Below are 2,513 nucleotides of genomic sequence, written 5' to 3' on the forward strand. Positions count from 1 at the left end.
ATTGAGGTTGTCCCTGCTCAACACACGCGCCATCCACGGTGAGGGTTGAACGGAGTGCGAGTCTTCCCGGTTTCCGGCAACGGGTTCATCCCCTGGAGACTCCAGGGGCAGCGCGAGCTGCTTTGCGGATGCCATCCCGTTTCCCTGCACGGACTCTCGACTCCTGTCTCTGTTCGGGCCTTCGGTTCACGGGCGAACCTACTATGCCCTCTGCTGATTTCTGCCACGCGATCAGAGACGATCGCTCGTCTCTCAGTGGGTCCGTCCACACGTGGCAGACCTCCCGGGGTAAGGCACAGAGCTTTCACGACGTGAACGCCCGATTTATAAAGTACACCCCAGTCGCAGAAGGAGGGCTTCGCGGTCACGTGCCCGCTCGCCCCGGATGTACCACACCTCGTATCGGGTTCCTGTTCGTCGCCCCGCCGCTTTGGATTGGGCTTCCTTCAGACCCCACCTCGCGATGACGCCCTTGCCCTTCTCCTAGCCTTCGGCTCTGCGAACACCTGGCAGGAGGACTTTCACCTCCCTAGTTCTGCGCCATGCCCGGCACACACGCCAGCAATAAACGGCGCCCTGACTAGGGCGTCCGGTGGAGGCCATAGGCCGGAACGAATTTGATTGCCTTGTTAGCAACTATTACCGTGGGCCGACTGCTCGAACCGCTTTTACGGCTTTAGCAAACTCTTTTATCTGTCGTTCACTGCCCAAGCCCAGATCGAAAAATTGCAAAGTAAATTTACTTCGATCACTAATCCAAACCTTTTCAATTGATAAAAAATTTCCTCCGGTTTGGTACGGGATTCTAAAAAAGCCCGTTGCCATAACGTAGTTTGGGTCTTCCTTGTAGAAACAATCGACTAATTCGCCGTTTACGTCGAGAGCACCAGTCATCATCTGTTTACACATTTGCGACTTAGTTGGCCTTATGCGCAAGGAATTGAGTTCACACATAAAATTTATGTCGTAATCACTTCCACTGAACTTAATCAGATAGAAGAGTGGCGGCTGTTTGGTTTCGGTGAGTGGCAGAACAACCGCCGGCACGCCCTCGTAATCGATAGCGAAATCACACCACTTAGTTTGGTAACTAAATGACTCGCTCGCGCCAACCGCTTTGCTAACAACAATTAAAAGCATAAAAACGATAAATTTGGGTCGCATTCGAAGTTCCTAGACAGTGCTAACGCCTGCGGTAACCGGCGCCGGAGCGCCAGGGGAGGGAACCAAAAGCGCCACGCTTTTGGCGTCCGGTTGACTGCCTGGTTAGGCACTATTGCTCTCTGTCCTGTCGATGTTTCTCGAGAATAGCTAAATGCCGCTTACGTGGATCTTGCTCTCTTATCCCCATTCCTAAAACCTTGTACCTCAATTCGCTTGGCGCTGCCGAATTTCGGTGTTTAGAATCTTCATCCATTACGGAAATAACCTTCGCTTCACATTCATCTTCCTTTCCTTCCGCTGGCTTAAAGCACTCAGTTGCGCCGGATAGAGTTTTTTTAGGGGAGTATTTAAGAGGATTTAAGGCTTTGAGAATTCTCTCTTCCGCTAGCAGAGCATCTTGTTCGTATATGTATTCAACCACATGCAGCTCTTCCACTTGATATTCACAATCAGGAATGTACTTCACACCCGACAGTATTGTTCTCACCTTTTCGGCCGCGGGGAGGTCACTATCGATCACCTTTTGACTTCCATATGAAAAACGTTGCTTTGTTGACGTATTAGTGACTCCAACTTTAAAGAAGTGCTCTGCACTTTTCGGGTCGAACAATCGAACTAGATAAAGTTTCATATACTGCCTAACGCCAATGTTCAGCGGCCGGTTTGGAGTGCAACGGAAAACCGGTCCGGTGGAGGCCCGTAGGGCCGGAACGAACTGCAACTACTTGTTAGGAAACATTTTTTGACTTCCATGCCAACCTTCGATATAGATTGATAGACCCAGCAGACATGGAGCTAGTGTGATGCCCTCATTCAGAAAGATCTTTGATCAGGCAATCTCTGCCTGGCAAACACGCAAGGTGTACAAGCGCGAAGAAGAGATGCCTACTTGGCTTTTGGTTTTCTTCGCTTGCGGAACTCTTCCCGTTACCACGTACATGGGATGGGGACTCACGAATTCTACGCATGCGCTTTTTGAAGCTAGTGCCGCAGGAGCACCCATGCTACCTACGATCATCTTGGGTCTTTTCCTCTTCGCTCTCGCAATTCCGAGCTGGTACTTTGGCCGAATCTTTTTAGCTTCTGAGAAAGAACTCAGCAGACGAATATTCTCCTAACACTGAAGCATTTAATGGTCGTGCGCAGCATGGCCTTTAAATGTGGGTTGGACTAAGCCGCTGCCACTAATGCCAGCACACAATGTATAAGGGTAAAGTAAATTTTGAACGGATACCGGGATGGCGGTTCAGGCCCGCAAAGGTACTCTGCAGAAGTGCTTATCGTCCTGATGGTCCCCATAAAATGCCTCATCCCTGGGTGGTTTGGATCGTAAGCGTCCGGCCATCACA

The 2,513-nt window shown here is 50.4% G+C and carries 2 protein-coding genes; both read right to left on the bottom strand.

The features are described from left to right. Window positions 1–639 precede the first annotated feature (639 nt). Complete coding sequence (locus Q675_RS32080) at window positions 640–1,164, bottom strand: hypothetical protein (protein WP_023011616.1); 525 nt, start codon at window positions 1,162–1,164, stop codon at window positions 640–642. A 109-nt stretch (window positions 1,165–1,273) separates the two neighbouring features. Next, window positions 1,274–1,795, bottom strand: coding sequence for a hypothetical protein (locus Q675_RS32085; protein WP_152525369.1), 522 nt, complete (start codon window positions 1,793–1,795; stop codon window positions 1,274–1,276). Between the last annotated feature and the right edge of the window lie 718 nt (window positions 1,796–2,513).

This window comes from Marinobacter sp. EN3, from assembly GCF_000475315.1.
Lineage (GTDB): Bacteria > Pseudomonadota > Gammaproteobacteria > Pseudomonadales > Oleiphilaceae > Marinobacter > Marinobacter nauticus.

Coding starts and splice junctions, on each gene's coding strand:
- Q675_RS32080 (WP_023011616.1), bottom strand. CDS start 1,164: ATGCGACCCAAATTTATCGTTTTTATGCTTTTAATTGTTGTTAGCAAA.
- Q675_RS32085 (WP_152525369.1), bottom strand. CDS start 1,795: ATGAAACTTTATCTAGTTCGATTGTTCGACCCGAAAAGTGCAGAGCAC.